The sequence below is a fragment of the Pinisolibacter sp. DMC100 genome (genome assembly GCF_056313705.1).
In genome coordinates this window covers 360,027-377,071 of sequence record NZ_JBQUZT010000001.1, presented here as the reverse complement: position 1 = coordinate 377,071, position 17,045 = coordinate 360,027, and the positions used below count along the sequence as shown (strand labels likewise).

At 68.8% G+C, this 17,045-nt stretch carries 13 protein-coding genes and 1 tRNA gene; 13 read left to right on the top strand and 1 reads right to left on the bottom strand.

Annotation, left to right across the window (positions count from 1 at the left end; genetic code table 11):
• Window positions 1-275: 275 nt before the first annotated feature.
• The 9 genes from ACT541_RS01840 (at window position 276) to ACT541_RS01800 (ending at window position 10,475) form a co-directional block, all read left to right on the top strand.
• Window positions 276-647, top strand: a complete 372-nt coding sequence (locus ACT541_RS01840; RefSeq protein ID WP_476133823.1) for a c-type cytochrome — start codon at window positions 276-278, stop codon at window positions 645-647.
• Between the two features lie 109 nt (window positions 648-756).
• A complete protein-coding gene (locus ACT541_RS01835) occupies window positions 757-3,012 on the top strand; it encodes a 4Fe-4S binding protein (protein ID WP_476133821.1) in 2,256 nt (751 codons plus the stop codon).
• Window positions 3,013-3,073: 61 nt separating this feature from the next.
• A complete protein-coding gene (gene nosZ, locus ACT541_RS01830) occupies window positions 3,074-4,990 on the top strand; it encodes a TAT-dependent nitrous-oxide reductase (protein WP_476133820.1) in 1,917 nt (638 codons plus the stop codon).
• A 3-nt stretch (window positions 4,991-4,993) separates the two neighbouring features.
• Complete coding sequence (locus ACT541_RS01825) at window positions 4,994-6,268, top strand: nitrous oxide reductase family maturation protein NosD (protein WP_476133818.1); 1,275 nt, start codon at window positions 4,994-4,996, stop codon at window positions 6,266-6,268.
• A 5-nt stretch (window positions 6,269-6,273) separates the two neighbouring features.
• Window positions 6,274-7,206 carry an ABC transporter ATP-binding protein gene (locus ACT541_RS01820; protein WP_476136000.1) on the top strand — a complete coding sequence of 311 codons (933 nt, stop codon included), beginning with the start codon at window positions 6,274-6,276 and terminating at the stop codon, window positions 7,204-7,206.
• Complete coding sequence (locus ACT541_RS01815; protein ID WP_476133817.1) at window positions 7,203-8,030, top strand: ABC transporter permease; 828 nt, start codon at window positions 7,203-7,205, stop codon at window positions 8,028-8,030. Before ACT541_RS01820 ends, ACT541_RS01815 begins: the two co-directional genes overlap by 4 nt.
• Entirely contained in the window at window positions 8,027-8,539 is a 513-nt protein-coding gene (locus ACT541_RS01810) for a nitrous oxide reductase accessory protein NosL (RefSeq protein WP_476133815.1), read from the top strand. Before ACT541_RS01815 ends, ACT541_RS01810 begins: the two co-directional genes overlap by 4 nt.
• 5 nt (window positions 8,540-8,544) lie before the next feature.
• Window positions 8,545-9,525 (top strand): FAD:protein FMN transferase, encoded by a 981-nt coding sequence (locus ACT541_RS01805; RefSeq protein WP_476133813.1) that lies wholly within the window; start codon window positions 8,545-8,547, stop codon window positions 9,523-9,525.
• Window positions 9,526-9,548: 23 nt separating this feature from the next.
• A complete protein-coding gene (locus ACT541_RS01800; RefSeq protein WP_476133812.1) occupies window positions 9,549-10,475 on the top strand; it encodes a ferritin family protein in 927 nt (308 codons plus the stop codon).
• A 119-nt stretch (window positions 10,476-10,594) separates the two neighbouring features.
• On the opposite strand, the gene ACT541_RS01795 is transcribed toward ACT541_RS01800, so the two are convergent.
• Window positions 10,595-10,670 (bottom strand) — tRNA-Thr (locus tag ACT541_RS01795).
• A 212-nt stretch (window positions 10,671-10,882) separates the two neighbouring features.
• Between ACT541_RS01795 and leuC the strand changes: the two genes are divergently transcribed.
• From leuC to fdxA, 4 genes are all read left to right on the top strand, one after another.
• Window positions 10,883-12,286, top strand: coding sequence for a 3-isopropylmalate dehydratase large subunit (gene leuC, locus ACT541_RS01790; RefSeq protein WP_476133811.1), 1,404 nt, complete (start codon window positions 10,883-10,885; stop codon window positions 12,284-12,286).
• 574 nt (window positions 12,287-12,860) lie between these two features.
• On the top strand, window positions 12,861-15,938 hold the full coding sequence (locus ACT541_RS01785; RefSeq protein ID WP_476135998.1) for a helicase-related protein: 3,078 nt from the start codon (window positions 12,861-12,863) through the stop codon (window positions 15,936-15,938).
• 48 nt (window positions 15,939-15,986) lie between these two features.
• Entirely contained in the window at window positions 15,987-16,376 is a 390-nt protein-coding gene (locus ACT541_RS01780) for an RNA-binding S4 domain-containing protein (protein ID WP_476133809.1), read from the top strand.
• Between the two features lie 154 nt (window positions 16,377-16,530).
• Window positions 16,531-16,869, top strand: coding sequence for a ferredoxin FdxA (gene fdxA, locus ACT541_RS01775; protein ID WP_476133808.1), 339 nt, complete (start codon window positions 16,531-16,533; stop codon window positions 16,867-16,869).
• Window positions 16,870-17,045 lie beyond the last annotated feature (176 nt).

Here is a 17,045-nt window from a genome sequence, read left to right as displayed (position 1 = left end):
ATTCCCGCCTACCGGCCGCAATGAGGCGGCTTCGCTCCCCTCTGCAACGACGGTCGTGCAACACGGGCGATGGCCCGTGTCGTCGGATCGCGTCGGCGAAATCGGCGCGGTCGGTCGAGGGGCGTTCCGTTCGTGTCATTCCGAAGAACACCGGTCGCGCCACGGCGCGGCCATCGCACCGATCGATCTGATCGAATCGACATCGTCGAACGTTTCGTTCCGGTGGGTGGCCGTGTCCCTCGGCCCGACCGCACGCCATGAAGGACCATCGAACAATGAAGATCGCAGTGATCGCCTTCTGTGCGGCGGCGGCCTCCAGTCTCTTCGCGCAGGCCGGCCTCGCCGCCGACCCCGTTGCCGGCAAGGTCGTCTTCGGCAAGTGCGCGCTGTGTCACTCCATCGATCCCGCCAAGAAGAACATCGGCCCGACTCTCTTCGGTGTGGTCGGTCGCCGCGCGGCCTCGCTGGAGGGATACACCTATTCTCCGGCGATGAAGGGTCTCGACAAGACCTGGGACGAGGCGACGCTCGACGTCTACCTGATCAAGCCGCAGGAGTTCGTGCCGGGGACGAAGATGACGTTCGCCGGTCTGCCCAATCCGGAAGATCGCGCCAATCTGATCGCCTATCTGTCGACACTGAAATAGGCGGCGCGGCCGCAGACGCCGCCCGCACCCGACGACACCGAAGAACGATGCGAACCGAAACGCCGACGAGGCGTTTCGCAACGGCGGCACTTTGCCCGAAGAGGCGCCCGTGGGTCGATCCTTCCTCCGACTGCTGATCGCCGGACTGTCCATGGTCCTCGCCGGTGTCGTGTCGGCGCAGGCGGCCGACGGCCGTCTCGCCGAGCATCTGGCCAAGGTGCCGCCGGCCGAGCTCGTCGCGGGCGCCGACCACTACGGCGCCGTCACCGGCTCGCCGCCCTGGGCCGAGGTGCTCGCCGGCGGCAAGCGCGTCGGCTTCGCCTTCGTCAACGCCGACTGGGTCAATTCGACCGGCTATTCGGGCCAGCCGATCGAGATCCTGGTCGGGCTGTCGGTCGAGGGGAAGATCACCGGCGCCCGGTTGATGGCGCATCATGAACCGATCGTCCTGATCGGTATTCCGCCGGCGCGCATCGCCGCCTTCATCCAGGGTTACGTCGGAACCGACGTCGTCGCGCTCGGCCGCGACGCCGGTGCCGAGCGGCCGAAGGTCGACATCGTCTCGGGCGCCACCGTCACCGTCGCCGTCATCGCCGACAGCATGGTGCGGTCCGGCGTCCGCGTCGCCCGCACGCTCGGCATCGGCGGCTCGACCGCCCCCGTCGCGACCGTCGCCCGCGAGATCGATCCGAGCCACGAGGCGCCGACGGACTGGCCCGGGCTTCTCGGCGACGGCTCGGTGCGGCGGCTGGCGCTCTCGGTCGGTGAGGTCAGCGAGGCCTTCCGTCGTGCCGGGCATCCGGAAGCGGCCGACCGCCCGGAAGTCGCCGACGCGAGCGGGAGCTTCATCGACCTCTACGTGGCGCCGGTCTCGGTGCCGGCGATCGGGCGGAGCCTCCTCGGAGATCAGGGCTATGCGGCACTGGCGGCCTCGCTGAAACCCGGTCAGGCGGCCATCCTGATCGCCGCCGACGGCGCCTACTCCTTCAAGGGGTCGGGCTACGTGCGCGGCGGCATCTTCGACCGGATCGAGGTCGATCAGGGCGATGCCGGCATCCATTTCCACGACCGCAACCACACCCGCATCGGCGACGTCGTCGCACGCGGCGCGCCGAAGTTCCGCGACGTCGACATCTTCCGGGTGCCCGACACGTCGACCCTCGATGTCGCCGCGCCCTGGACCCTGAAGCTCCTGGCGCAGCGGGCGACCGGCGCGCGCGACAAGGCCTTCCTGACCTTCGACGTCGGCTATTCGCTGCCCGAGGCCTATCTGAAGCCGGTGGTGGCGCCGCCCCCCGTCGCCACCACCGGCCCGGCGGCGAAGCCTGCCGCCGCCGCCACGCCTGCGAGCCTCGATCCGAGCGACGCCGAGCCGCCGATCTGGCAGCAGCTGTGGCGCGACAAGGTCTTCGAGATCGCGGTCCTCCTCGTCGCCATCGGCGTGCTGACGCTGATCTTCTTCTTTCAGGACTGGTTCGTCCGTCGCCCGCTGTTCTACGACCGGGTGCGGCTGGGCTTCATGATCTTCACGCTCGTCTACATCGGCTGGTACGCGCAGGCGCAGCTCTCGGTGGTCAACGTCCTGGCGTTCCTCGGCGCGCTCAGGACCGACTTCCGCTGGGACTATTTCCTGATGGCGCCGCTGATCTTCATCCTGTGGTTCGCCACCGCGGCGTCGCTGCTGTTCTGGAACCGCGGCGCCTATTGCGGTTGGCTGTGCCCGTTCGGGGCGCTGCAGGAGTTGGTGAACCGCCTGGCCAAGGCCGTCGGCATCCCGCAGCTGAAGATCGCCTTCACCACGCACCAACGGCTCACCGCCCTGAAGTACATCGTCTTCCTCGTGCTGTTCGGGATCTCCCTGAGCGCGCTCGGGACGGCCGAGAAGGCGGCCGAGGTCGAGCCGTTCAAGACCGCCATCATCCTGCGCTTCGCCCGCGAATGGCCGTTCGTCCTCTATGCCGGCGCGATGATCGCGGCGAGCCTCTTCGTCGAACGCGCCTTCTGCCGCTACCTCTGCCCGCTCGGCGCCGCCATGGCGATCCCGGCGCGGCTGAGGCTGTTCGACTGGCTGAGGCGATACCGGGAATGCGGCAATCCCTGCCAGCGCTGCGGCAACGAGTGCCCGGTGCAGGCGATCCACCCGGAAGGCCACATCAATCCCAACGAATGCATCCAGTGCCTGCACTGCCAGATGCTCTACCACCACGACCAGAAGTGCCCGGTGATGATCCAACGGCGGCTGAAGCGCGAGAAATTCGCCGCCACGTCGACCGGCGACGCGCGCGCCGCCGCCGACACCCTCGTGCTCCCCAGACCGCGCCGGATCACCGATCCGGCCGGCACGGCCGACGGCCTCGGCGCCTGACACGGGTGGAGCAATCCGTCCAAGCATCCCCGCTCCGGTGGGCTCAAGGAGGAAGACCGACATGACGGACGAAACCCAGAACCCGAACCCAGGTCTCAGCCGGCGTGGCGTACTCGGCGGAACCACCCTCGCCGGCGCGGCCGCCCTGACCGGCGGCGGCGCCTATCTCAACTTCGTTCGAGAGGCGCGGGCCGCCGGCACGGGCACGCAGAGCGCCGAGGTCAAACCCGGCGACCTCGACGAGTACTACGGCTTCTCCTCCTCCGGTCAGACCGGCGAAGTGCGCGTCATCGGCATGCCGTCGATGCGCGAACTGGTGCGCATCCCGGTGTTCAACCGCGACAGCGCCACCGGCTGGGGCCAGACCAACGAGAGCCGCAAGATCCTGACCGATGGGCTGATGCCGGCGAGCCGGAAGTTCCTGGAGTCCCGCGGCGGCGTCTACCTCAACGGCGACCTGCATCACCCGCACGTCTCGTTCACCGACGGCACCTACGACGGCCGCTATCTCTTCGTGAACGACAAGGCCAACTGCCGGGTCGCCCGCATCCGGCTCGACGTCTTCAAGACCGACAAGATCATCGAGGTGCCCAACGCCTCCGACATCCACGGTCTCAGGCCGCAGAAGTTTCCGCGCACCGGCTACGTCTTCGCCAATTCGGAGCACATCATCCCGCTGCCGAACGACGGCACCGGCAATCTCGACGACCCCAAGACCTACTGGTCGGTGTTCACCGCCATCGACGGCGACAAGATGGAGGTCGCCTGGCAGGTGCTGGTCGACGGCAACCTCGACAACTGCGACGCCGACTACCAGGGCAAGTACGCCTTCTCCAGTTGCTACAATCCGAACAAGGGCACGACGGTCGCCGAGATGACCGATCACGAGCAGGCCTGGGCGGTGCTCTTCAACATCCGGCGCATCGAGCAGGCGGTGAAGGACGGCGCCTACGAGGTCCACAACGGGGTCAAGGTGATCGACGGCCGCCACGGGTCGAAATACACCCGCTACATCCCGATCCCGAACTCGCCGCACGGCGTCAACACCGCCCCCGACGGCATCCATGTGGTGATCAACGGCAAGCTGTCGCCGACGGTCAGTGTGCTCGACGTCCGCAAGTTCGACGATCTGTTCGACGGCAAGATCAAGGAGCGCGACGTCGTCGTCGCCGAGCCGCAGCTGGGGCTGGGACCGCTGCACACGGCCTTCGACAACAAGGGCAACGCCTACACCACGCTCTTCATCGACAGCCAGATGGTCAAGTGGAACATCGACAAGGCCCGCCGGGCCTTCGCGGGCGAGAAGGTCGAGCCGATCCTCCAGAAGCTCGACGTCCAATACCAGCCCGGCCACAACCACACATCGATGGGCGAAACCAGGGAGGCCGACGGCAAGTGGCTGCTGTCGCTGAACAAGTTCTCCAAGGACCGCTTCATCAACGTCGGCCCGCTGAAGCCCAACAACGACCAGCTGATCGACATCTCCGGCGACGAGATGAAGATCGTGCACGACGGTCCGGCCTTCGCCGAGCCGCACGACTCCTGCATCGTGCATCGCTCGAAGATCAATCCGGTCTCGATCTGGAGCCGTGACGATCCGATGTTCGCGGAGGCCCGCGAATGGGCGAAGAAGGACGGCGTCAAGCTGGATTCGGCCGCCGACGTGATCCGCGACGGCACCAGGGTGCGGGTCTACATGCACTCGAACGCGCCGCAGTACAGCCTCGAGAAGTTCGAGGTGAACGAGGGCGACGAGGTCACCGTCTTCCTCACCAACATGGACGACATCGAGAACCTGACGCACGGCTTCACCATCGTGCGCTACGGCATCGCGATGGAGATCAGTCCGCAGGCGACGGCCTCGGTGACCTTCACCGCCGATCGACCCGGCGTGCACTGGTGGTACTGCCAGTGGTTCTGTCATGCGCTGCACATGGAAATGTCCGGCCGCATGATCGTCCGACCGAAGAAGGCGTGAGCGATGGTTTCGCGCGCGCTCGCCCGATCTCTGGTGGTGTTCTCGGCTCTTCTCGGAGCGGGGGATCTGCGGGCGCGCGCCGAAACCATCGTCGTCGCCGCGGGCGAGGACGTCGGAGAGGCGCTGTCTCGCGCCGGCCCCGGCGACATCCTCCGCATCGCGGCCGGCGAGCATCCGGGCGACCTCGTGATCCGGGTTCCCCACCTGACGCTCGAAGGCGAGCCCGGCGCGGTGATCCGCGGCTCCGGTGAGGGCTCGACCATCACCATCGCGGCGACCGACGTGACCCTCCGCGGTCTCACCGTCACCGGATCCGGCCTGACCCTGATCGACAAGAACTCCGGCATCTTCCTCGGGCGCGAGGCCCACCGTGCGGTCATCGAGAACAATCACGTCCTCGACAATCTCATCTCGGTCTATCTCGACGGTCCGCAGGACGTCGTCGTGCGCCACAACGTCATCGACGGACTGAAGCGGCTCAGGGTCAGCGAACGTGGGCCGGCGGTGTCGCTGTGGAACACGCCGGGTTCGAAGATCCTCGACAACGACATCCGCAACGGTCGCGACGGCGTGTTCTCGGTGTCGAGCAAACGCAACACGATCAGCGGCAACACCTTCCGCAATCTGCGCTTCGCGGTGCACTTCATGTACACCAACGACAGCGTGGTCGCCGACAATCTGTCGATCGGCAGCGATGCCGGCTACGTCATGATGTATTCGGATCGGCTGACGCTGACCCACAACGTCTCCGACCGCGACCGCGACCACGGACTGCTGTTCAACTACGCCAATCAGGCGACGATCGAGCGCAACGCGGTCCGCGGCGCCAACAAGTGCCTGTTCATCTACAACGCCAACAAGAACCGCTTCTCGGACAACTGGTTCGAGGGCTGTGAGATCGGCGTGCACTTCACCGCCGGCTCGGAGCGCAACGCCATCTCCGGCAACGCCTTCGTGCAGAACCGCACGCAGGTCATGTACGTCGGCACCCGGGTGATCGACTGGTCCGTCGCCGGCCGCGGCAACTACTACAGCGACAATCCCGCCTTCGATCTGAGCGGCGACGGCATCGCCGACAAGCCCTACCGGCCCAACAACCTGATGGATCAGGTCGTCTGGCGGGCGCCGTCGGCCAAGCTGTTGCTCAATTCGCCGGCCGTGCAGGTGGTCCGCTGGGCACAGGGCCAGTTCCCGGCGCTGCATCCTGGCGGCGTCGTCGACACGGCGCCTCTGATGGCCCCCGACCCTTCGGCCGTTCCGCATTGGACCTCGCCATGACCGCCATGACACCGCTGCCGCACGACGGCGAACCGATCACGACGACCGAGGCTCGCGAGGCGACCGTCACGCTCTCCGGCGTCTCGCGTCGCTTCGGCGAACGGCTCGCGGTCGAGGGCGTAGACCTGACGCTCCATGCCGGCGAATGCATCGGCCTCGTCGGTCACAACGGTGCCGGCAAGTCGACGCTCATCAAGCTGATGCTCGGCCTGATCGATCCGAGCGCCGGTCACTTGCGCGTCCTCGGCACCGAGCCGGGCCGGCGTGCGGCGGCACCGAGCCGGGCCGCGATCGGCTATCTGCCGGAGAACGTCGCGCTCGGCCCGTCGCTGACGGGAGACGAGACGCTGGCGTTCTACGCCCGTCTGAAGGGGCTGCCGGTTCGAGCGAACGCGGAGATCCTCGATCGCGTCGGGCTGATCGAGGCCCGCCACCGTCGCGTCGGCACCTATTCCAAGGGCATGCGGCAACGGTTGGGGCTCGCCCAGGCGATGCTCGGACGCCCGCGCCTGATGCTCCTCGACGAGCCGACCACCGGCCTCGACCCGGAACTGCGCCAGGTCTTCTACCAGATCCTCGCCGAACTGCGCCGTGACGGCGCCACCGTCCTCCTCTCCTCGCACGCGTTGGCCGAGTTGGAGGGACGGGTCGACCGGATCGTGGTGATGAACCGCGGCCGCAAGGTCGCCGACGGGACGCTGAGCCTGCTGCGCGAACTGGCGGCGCTGCGCCCGAAGATCCGACTGCGCCGCGGCGTCGACGGCGGTCCCGACTGGAGCGGCTGGAGCGAGCGCCCCGGCGGGCTGGTCGAACGCGAATGCGACGAGGACGCCCTGATCGACACGCTCCGGCGTCTGCCGCGCGACGTGCGGGACATCGACATCGTCAGACCGTCCCTCGACGATCTCTATGCCTCGTTCCAACAGGAGGCGTCATGAGACAGATCTTCCTGATCGCCCTGAAGGAACTGCGCTACGGCCTGCGCAATCGCTGGGTTCTGGCGGTGAGCGTGCTGCTGGCGGCGCTCGCCTTCTCGCTCGCCTTCCTCGGTTCGGCGCCGACGGGGGTGGTCAAGGTCAATGCGCTCGCCGTCACCATCGTCAGCCTGTCGAGCCTCACCATCTTCCTGATCCCGCTCGTCGCGCTGCTGCTCTCCTACGACGCCGTCGTCGGCGAGATGGAACGCGGCACCATGGCGCTGCTGCTCGCCTATCCGGTGACGCGCTCGCAGGTGATCGTCGGCAAGTTCCTCGGCCAGGTCGCCTGCCTCGCCGTCGCGACCGTCGCCGGTTACGGGCTGGCCGGGCTCACCCTCGTTCTCAACGGCGAGAGCGATGCGACGACGATCCGGGCCTTCGCCCTCATGATCGCCGCCTCGGTGCTGCTCGGCGCCGTCTTCGTCGCCATCGGCACCCTGGTCAGCACGCTCGTGCGCGATCGCGGCATCGCCGGAGGCATCGCCATCGGCGTCTGGCTGGTCTTCGTGCTGCTCTACGACATGGCGCTGCTCGGCATCCTCGCGGCCGATCAGGGACGCCGGATGACGGCGCAGGTCCTCGACGTGCTGCTTCTCCTCAATCCGACCGACGCCTACCGCCTGGCGACCCTGACCTCGTCGAGCGAGGTCAGCGGATTCGCCGGCCTTGCCGGGTTGGGAACCGGCCACATGCTCTCCGGGCCGACGCTCTTCGGCGCACTCCTTGCCTGGATCGTCGTGCCGCTCGCCGCCGCCATGGCGCTGTTCTCGAGGAGGCAGGTATGAACAGACGACGCTTTCTCGCCGGCCTCGCCGGCCTGCCGCTGCTGTCCGCCTGCAAGGACGACGCGCTCGCCGCGCTTCCCGCCCCGCAGGAGCCGGGCAAGGACACCGAGGCCCAGATCTGCGGCATGATGCTGAGTGAGCACGGCGGACCGAAGGCGCAGATCTTTCTGCGCGATGCCGCCGATCCCCTGTGGTTCGCCAGCGTGCGCGACGGCATCGCCTATTCGATCCTGCCGGAAATGCCGAAGGCCATCGTCGCCTTCTACGTCAACGACATGGGACGCGCGACGAACTGGGATCAGCCCGAGGCCGGGACCTGGATCGAGGCGAAACGCGCCGACTTCGTCATCGGCAGTCGCAAGAAGAGCGGCATGGACACCGCCGAAGCCATCCCCTTCGGCACCGAGGCCGCCGCGCGTGCCTTCGCGGCGACCCACGGCGGGCGCGTGGTCCGTCTCGCCGACATTCCCGTCGACTATGTCCTCGCATCCGCCGCGGGAGATCCATGATGCGCATGAACCGTCGCCGCTTCATCTCCATCACCGCTGCCGCCGCCGGCCTGCCGCTGATCGGGGTCGCCGCGTCCGCCTCGGAACCCCGTCTGCGCGTCTGGTCGGGCGCCGCACTCGGCGCCGATGCGACATTGCAGATCCATCATCCCGACCCGGTGGCCGCCGATCGCCTGATCGCCGCCAGCCTGCGGGAAGTCGAGCGGCTGGAGGCGATCCTCAGCCTCTACCGATCCGACAGCGCCCTCGTGCGCCTGAACCGCGAAGGGGCGATCGACGCCCCGCCGCTCGATCTCGTCCGCATCCTCTCGGAGGCACGGGTCTATGCCGACCTGACCGGCGGCGCCTTCGACGTGACGGTGCAGCCGCTGTGGGATCTCTACGCCAGGCATTTCGCCGATCCGAACGCCGTGCCGGAGGGTCCTTCGGCGGCGGCGATCGAACAGGCGATCGCCCGCGTCGGCGCGTCGGCGCTGGAGATCTCGCCGTCGCGCATCGGGTTCGCCCGGCCGGGCATGAGCGTCACGCTGAACGGCATCGGCCAGGGCTACGTCACCGACCGCATCGTCGAGCTGCTGCGCCGGAACGGCATCGAGCACGCGCTCGTCGACATGGGCGAGGTGCGCGCGATCGGAGACCGGCCGGAGGGCGGCCCCTGGCGCGTCGGGCTCGAGGACCCGCGGAAGCCGGGGGACGTCGCCGAGCCCATCGGTCTCGCCGACCGGGCGGTTTCGACCTCGGGCGGCTACGGCACGACCTTCGACCCGAACCGGCGCTTCAATCACATTCTCGAACCGGCGAGCGGCCACACGAGCTGGCGCTTCCTCTCGGTCTCGGTCGAGGCGGCGACGGCGACGGAAGCCGATGCGCTGTCGACCGCCTTCACCCTGCTGCCGCGCGAGGCCGCCGCCGCGATCACGCGCGCACGGGGGCTGACGACGCATTTCGTCGACCCGGACGGCACACGGAGCGTCGAGCGGATCTGAGGTTCGAACCGGACGAGGCGACGATGACGGGTACGACGGGATGCATACCGGACGCCATTCGATCCGTCGGGGACCTCCTCGCCGTGGCGCAGGCGCTCGAGATCGAGGCGGCGACGCGATACCGCCGGTTGGCGGCGCGGATGGAGGCCGACGGCGCCGAGGCGGTCGCGGCGGAGTTCCGCCTGCTCGCCGAGTTCGAACAAGCCCATGTCGACATGATCGACAGCCGCGGCCGGGCGATGCTGGGCCGCGACATCGATCCCGTGTCGGCGTCCTGGCAACTGCCGCCGGGGACGAGCGAGGCGGATCTCGCGACCTCGGCCGACTTCGGTCCCTATCGGGCGCTCGCCTTCGCGGTGCGCAACGAGGAACGGGCCTTCGCCTTCTACGCCTACGTGGCGGCCGAGGCGACGAGTGATCCGATCCGCCTGCTGGCCGAGGACCTGGCGCGCGCCGAACTGACGCATGCCGCCCATCTCAGGCGCTTCCGTCGCCGGGCCTTTCGCAGCGACCCGCCGGTCACCGTCGAGATCCCCGCCTCGCTCGACGAGCTGGCGGCCATGGCCCGGCGTTGGAACGCCGCCGCCGGCGCCGCGCATCGGGGTCTCGCGGACCGGCTCGAGGTCGACGGCAATGTGGGCGACGCAGCCCTCTTCCGCGCCATTGCGGCGGAAGAGGAGGCCGCCGCCGCCGGCGAGCGTCCCGCCGTCGCCGCCCCGCTTCACCGCCATGCCGAGGGGATGCGACTGCTCGAGGCCGGTTTCGAGCGCTTTTCGACGATCGCCGAGCGCGCGGGAAGCGAGGCCGTCGTCGCCGAAGCGCTGCGCCTCGCCGAGATCATGGTCGAACGTCTGGCACGGGTCGGCGGACCCCGGCAGAATGCGCTGATTGCCGGTGTCGTGGGAAACGTGCCGACCGATTTGCCGTGGCGGCCGTCGGACCCGGGCTGATGCGGAGTCCCGTGACGGGGCGCGAAAGAGCCGGTCGAGCGATGCGGACCCACCGAGCGCGCGGATCTCGGTCATCGGGCGACCGACGAGGTCACTGCGGATGATCTCGGAGGGAGAAGTGGTGCCGCGGAAGGGATTCGAACCCCCGACCCCATCATTACGAATGACGTGCTCTACCAGCTGAGCTACCGCGGCGACCTCTGTCGGTCGCGTGATCGTGAAGGCGACGCGGAGGCCGCGTCGACGGCGATCACGCCGGACGGGCGGGTCGATAGCAACATTCGCCGCCCATTGCAAGCACTCGGGCGCGCGCGAGCCGTGCCGCCGCGCGTTTCGGCCCTTTCCCTTCGACGCGACCTGTTCTAAATGAGCCCCCACGTTTTCCCGTCTCGAGAAGGATACGGCCGATGGCTCCGCGCACGCTCTACGACAAGATCTGGGACGATCACGTCGTCGCCACCCAGCCGGACGGTACCTCGCTCATCTACATCGATCGCCACCTCGTCCACGAGGTGACCAGCCCGCAGGCCTTCGAGGGGCTGCGCGTCGCCGGCCGCAAGGTCCGCGCGCCGGAGAAGACGCTGCTGGTCGTCGACCACAACGTGCCGACCACCGACCGTTCCAAGGGCATCGACGATCCGGAATCGGCGCTGCAGGTGGCGACGATCGCCCGCAACGCCGCCGACTTCGGCCTCGAATACTACGACGCCTTCGACATCCGTCAGGGTGTGTGCCACGTCGTCGGTCCGGAGCAGGGCTTCACCCTGCCCGGCACCACGATCGTCTGCGGCGACAGCCACACCTCGACCCACGGTGCCTTCGGCGCGCTCGCCCACGGCATCGGCACGTCGGAGGTCGAGCACGTGCTCGCCACCCAGACGCTGGTCCAGGCCAAGGCCAAGAACATGCGCGTGCTGGTCACCGGCAAGGCGCCGCACGGCATCACCGCCAAGGACATCGTGCTGGCGATCATCGGCGAGCTCGGCACCGCCGGCGGCACCGGCTACGTCATCGAATATGCCGGCGAAGCGATCATGGATCTCTCGATCGAGGGCCGCATGACCGTCTGCAACATGTCGATCGAGGCGGGCGCCCGCGCCGGCCTGATCGCGCCGGACGCCAAGACGGTCGCCTATTTCGAGGGCAAGCCGAAGGCGCCGCAGGGCGAGAAGTGGGACGCCGCAGTCGCCTACTGGAAGACGCTGTTCTCCGACGAGGGCGCGCATTTCGACGCCGAGATCCACATCGACGCGAGCAAGCTCAAGCCGAACGTCACCTGGGGCACCTCGCCGGAAGACGTCATCGCCATCGACCAGCCGATCCCGGATCCGGCGGCGATCGCCGACGAGACCAAGCGCATCTCCAAGCAGCGTGCGCTCGAGTACATGGATCTGAAGCCGGGCATGAAGATGACCGACGTCAAGATCGACACGGTCTTCATCGGTTCCTGCACCAACGGCCGCATCGAGGACTTCCGTGCGGCCGCCGCGGTCGCCAAGGGCCGCAAGGTGGCCGAGGGCGTGCGCGCGCTCGCCGTGCCGGGCTCGGGCCTCGTCAAGGAACAGGCCGAGGCCGAGGGTCTCGACAAGATCTTCATCGAGGCCGGCTTCGAATGGCGCGAGCCGGGCTGCTCGATGTGTCTGGCGATGAACGCCGACCGGCTGTCACCCGGCGAGCGTTCGGCCTCGACCTCGAACCGCAACTTCGAGGGCCGTCAGGGCTTCAAGGGCCGCACCCATCTGGTCAGCCCCGCCATGGCCGCCGCCGCCGCGATCAAGGGCCGCTTCGTCGACATCCGCGATCTCGACTGATCTGCGAGCGACCACATCGGACATGCGAGAGGCCGGGGGAGACCCCGGCCTCTTTCGTCGTTCGGGCCGTGGCGGCGGTCGGCGCGGCAACCTCGACGGACTCGTGAAGGTTGTGGCTCGCCGGTCCTGCAGAGTGCCGTCCCGAGACGGGACGAAGCGGTTGCCGTGCGTTCACCATCTCGCGTCAAGTGTCTGACGACGATTCGGAAATTGGTGCGGCGGCGGGGCGTCGGCACCAGATCTCGTGGGGAACGAATCTGGAATCGGAGCGAGTCAGCGATTCGGGCCGGGTTCGTTCCAGACTCGTTCCGGTTGCCACGGAGGGGTGAACGGCGGGCGCGGGCGACGTACCGTCGTCGGCGGGAAACGATTAAGGGGGCGCAATCGCTGCGGCCCCGTGCTAAGGGTCGCTCTCCGATCCGCCCGTCGCGACCCGTTCCGGTTCGACCACGTGAACACGACCACCTCGGCGCCTCGTCCCTCCGACCTCGCCTCGCTGCCTCAATTGCCGCGCTCGGCTCGTGCGCGCACGGTCACGGCCGTGCTCGGCCCGACCAACACCGGCAAGACGCACATGGCGATCGAGCGGATGCTGGCCAACCGCACCGGTCTGATCGGCCTGCCGCTGCGGCTGCTGGCCCGCGAGGTCTACGGCAAGCTGGTGGAGCGCGCCGGCAAGCACGCCGTGGCGCTGGTGACGGGCGAGGAGAAGATCGTCCCGAAACACGCCCGCTACTGGGTCTCGACCGTCGAGGCGATGCCGCGCTCGGCCGACGTCGACTTCGTGGCGATCGACGAGGTGCAGCTCGCCGGCGATCTCGAACGCGGCCACGTCTTCACCGATCGCATCCTCAATCTCAGGGGCAAGAACGAGACGCTGCTGCTGGGGGCCGCCACGGCGCGCGATCTGCTCGAGAAGCTGGTGCCGGGCCTGATCGTGGTGTCGCGGCCGCGCATGTCGCTCCTGACCTACGCCGGGTCGAAGAAGCTGCTGCGTCTGCCCGCCCGCACGGCGGTGGTCGCCTTCTCGGCCGAGGAGGTCTACGGCATCGCCGAGCTGGTCCGCCGCCAGAGGGGCGGCGCGGCGGTGGTGATGGGGGCGCTTTCCCCCCGCACCCGTAACGCCCAGGTCGAGCTCTTCCAGTCGGGCGACGTCGACATCCTGGTCGCCACCGACGCGATCGGCATGGGGCTGAACCTCGACGTCGACCACGTCGCCTTCGCCGGCTCCCGCAAGTTCGACGGCTGGCAGTACCGCGGCCTGACGGCGGCGGAGTTCGGTCAGATCGCAGGGCGCGCCGGGCGGCATCTGCGCGACGGCACCTTCGGGGTGACGGGCCGGGTCGATCCGCTACCCGACGACCTGGTCGAGCAGCTCGAGGCCCATCGCTTCAACGCATTGCAGCGCTTCCAGTGGCGCAATCCGGCGCTCGACTTCGCGTCGATCGCGGCATTGCGGCGCAGTCTCGACCAGGCGCCGCGCGAGGAAGGCCTGACGCGGGCGCCGGAGGCGGACGACCAGCGGGCGCTGGATCTGGCGGTGCGCGATGCCGACGTCATGCGTCTGGCGCAGGGCCGCGAACGCGTGGCGCTGTTGTGGGACGTGGCGCAGGTGCCCGATTATCGCAAGATCGCGCCCGCCAATCATGCCGATCTGGTCGCGACCCTCTTTCGATTCCTCGTCGAAAAGGGCACCATCCCCTCCGACTGGTTCGCCCGGCAGCTCGCCGAGGCGGATCGGATCGACGGGGACATCGATACTCTGTCGGCCCGAATCGCGCACGTGCGCACATGGACCTTCGTCGCCAATCGTCCCGACTGGTTGACGGACCCCGTCCATTGGCGCGACAAGACGCGCGCGATCGAGGATCGACTTTCCGATGCCCTGCACGAGAGCCTGACCCGGCGTTTCGTGGATCGGCGCACTTCCGTCCTGATGAGACGCCTGAGAGAGAATGCCATGATCGAAGCCGAGATCTCCAACGGTGGCGACGTGATCGTCGAGGGCCATCGCGTCGGACACCTCCAGGGGTTCCGCTTCGTCGCAGACGCCAGCGCCGAGGGCGAGGACGCCCGCGCGCTGCGCAACGCCGCCGCCAAGGCGCTCGCCGGTGAAATCGAGGCGCGGGCCGAGAAGCTCGGACGCGGCGGCGACGGCGAGTTCGCGCTGGCCGCCGACGGCTCGATCCGCTGGCTGGGCGACGCGGTCGCCAAGCTCGCGCCGGGCGCCGACGCGTTGAAGCCCGCCGTCATCCTGCTCGCCGACGAGCAGCTGACCGGCCCGGCCCGCGACAAGGTCCAGGCCCGGCTCGAACTGTGGATCGGCGCCCAGATCGCCAATCTCTTGAAGCCGCTGATCGACCTGCGCGATGCGGCCGACGTCGACGGCATCGGCAAGGGCGTCGCCTTCCGCGTCGTCGAGGCGCTCGGCGTGATCGAGCGGTCGCAGATCGCCGAGGACGTCAAGGCGCTCGACCAGACGATGCGCGCCAGCTTGCGCAAGTACGGCATCCGCTTCGGCGCCTATCACATCTTCGTTCCGGCGCTCTTGAAGCCGGCGCCGTCGGCGCTGGTGGCGCGGCTGTGGGCGCTCGCCAATCCGGACGTCGACACCCATTCGGCGGTCGACCTCAACCATCTCTCGGCCTCGGGTCGCACCTCGATCCCGGTCGACAAGACCATCCCCAAGCAGCTCTATCGCATCGCCGGCTTCCGGGTCTGCGGTGAGCGCGCGGTGCGCATCGACATTCTCGAGCGTCTCGCCGACATCATCCGGCCGCTGATCGCCTGGAAGCCGCTCGATCCGACCGTGACGCCGCCCGACGGCGCGCTCGCCGGCGGCGGTGCCTTCACCGTGACGGTGGCGATGACGTCGCTACTCGGCTGCTCGGGCGAGGACTTCGCCTCGGTGCTGAAGTCGCTCGGCTACCGCGTCGAGAAGCGCAAGATCACCAAGACCGTCGCCGCGCCGGCCCCGGTCGCCGAGGCGGCCGTTCCGGTCGAGGTCGCGGCGGAAGCGCCGGCCGAGGAGACCCCGGCCGAGGCGCCGGCGGAGAGCGTCGAGGCCGTCGCCGAGACCGACGTCGTCGAGACCCCGGTGGTCGAGGCGGCCGTCGAGGACGCGGCCCCGGCCGAAGCGCCGGTCGTCGAGGAGGCGCCCGCGGAGGCTCCGGCCGAGGCGGTTGCGGCGGTCGGGGTCGTGGTCGAGACCGTCGAGGTCGAAGTCGACGTCTGGCGTCCGGGCCGTTTCGAGCGCGGCGAGCATCATCATCGCGGCCATGGCCACCAGGGTCATCAGGGCCAGCGCGGCGGACCGCGCCGCGAGGGCGGCGACCGTCGCGAAGGCGGCGAGGGCGGTGGTCCGCGTCGTCCCCGCGAAGGCGGGTTCCAAAATCGCGAAGGCGGCTTCCAGAACCGCGAGGGCGGCGATCGGCGCGACGGCGATCGGCCGCGCGGTCCGCGTCCCGAGGGCGGTCGTGGCCGTCCCGAGCAGGGCCGCGGCGATCGCGATCATCGTCCGCAGCGCCGCGACGACCGTCCGCAGCGCGAGGCGCGGCCGGAAAAGCCGCTCGATCCCAATTCGCCCTTCGCCAAGCTCCTCGCCCTCAAGGCCGAGCTCGAGCAGAAGGGTCCGGGCGACAAGAAGAAGTGACGCCACGCCCGCGGCGAGCGGGCGGGTGCAACCCTTCGGGGACCGTGCATGGAACACGATCGGCAGCGCATCGACCGTTGGATCTGGCATGCTCGCGTGGTGAAGACCCGCGAGTTCGCCAAGGCGCTGGTCGAGGGCGGACACGTCCGCGTCGACCGCGCGCGCGAGACCAAGGCCGGGGCGGTGGTCAAGGCCGGTCAGGTGCTGACGGTGACGCTGCCGGGCCGCGTCCGTGTCCTGAAGATCCTCGGCTTCGTCGACCATCGCGGTTCGGCCGAGGTGGCGAGCCGCCTCTACGAGGATTTGAGCCCGCCGCCTCCGCCGCGCGAGCCGCGGGTGGAGAGCGTCGTCCTGGGCACGCGCGAGGCGGGCGCCGGGCGGCCGACCAAACGCGAGCGGCGGGCGATCGATCGGCTGACCGACGGCGACGAGGGCTGAACGGGGCGTGAAGTTCGCCCTTCCCGACGATCGCATGCTTGCGCGAAGGCGCGACCTCGGCTAACCCCGATCCCGAGAGCAACTTCGAAGCGTTCCAGCCCGAGGGGCGCTCCGCCGGCCCGCGCCGGAGCCTCGAGCCCGAGAGGATTGCGACATGACCTACGTGGTCACCGACAACTGCATCAAGTGCAAGTACACCGACTGCGTCGAAGTCTGCCCGGTCGACTGCTTCTACGAAGGCGAGAACATGCTCGTCATTCACCCCGACGAGTGCATCGACTGCGGCGTCTGCGAGCCCGAGTGCCCGGCCGAGGCGATCAAGCCGGATACCGAGAGCGGCCTCGACAAGTGGCTCGCCCTCAACTCGGAATACGCCCAGAAGTGGCCGAACCTGACCTCCAAGCGCGACCACGCGCCGGACGCCAAGGACTTCGACGGCCAGACCGGCAAGCTCGAGAAGTTCTTCTCGCCGGAGCCCGGCGAGGGCGACTGAACGAAGAATTGGCCCGGCGAGGGCGACTGAACCGAGACGTCGCCCGGCGAGGGCGATTGAGCGAGATCCGAGGCGAACGACTCACGGGGCGCGGGCGCAGGCTCGCCGGGGTGCGTCGAAACGTCTCGGTCGACCGAATCCATGGACGGCGGTCCCGCGAGGGGCCGCCGTTCGCA